Consider the following 480-nt stretch of genomic DNA (forward strand, 5'->3'; position numbering starts at 1 on the left):
CCTACGGGGGGCAGCAGTGGGGAATATTGGACAATGGGCGAAAGCCTGATCCAGCCATGCCGCGTGTGTGAAGAAGGTCTTCGGATTGTAAAGCACTTTAAGTTGGGAGGAAGGGCAGTAAATTAATACTTTGCTGTTTTGACGTTACCGACAGAATAAGCACCGGCTAACTCTGTGCCAGCAGCCGCGGTAATACAGAGGGTGCAAGCGTTAATCGGAATTACTGGGCGTAAAGCGTGCGCAGTCGGTTATTTAAGTCGGATGTGAAATCCCCGGGCTCAACCTGGGAATTGCATTCGATACTGGATAGCTAGAGTTCGGCAGAGGGAAGCGGAATTTCGGGTGTAGCGGTGAAATGCGTAGATATCCGAAGGAACATCAGTGGCGAAAGCGGCTTCCTGGACCAGAACTGACGATCAGGCACGAAAGCGTGGGGAGCAAACAGGATTAGATACCCTTGTAGTCCTGTCTCTTATACAC

Annotated in this window: 1 rRNA gene; it reads left to right on the forward strand. The window is 51.0% G+C overall.

Going from position 1 to position 480, the window contains the following annotated elements:
• Nucleotides 1–480, forward strand: a 16S ribosomal RNA gene (locus tag ACTHSL_RS12965); the annotation flags it as partial.

It is taken from the genome of Neisseria sp. P0008.S010, from assembly GCF_051962715.1.
Classification (GTDB): domain Bacteria; phylum Pseudomonadota; class Gammaproteobacteria; order Burkholderiales; family Neisseriaceae; genus Neisseria; species Neisseria elongata.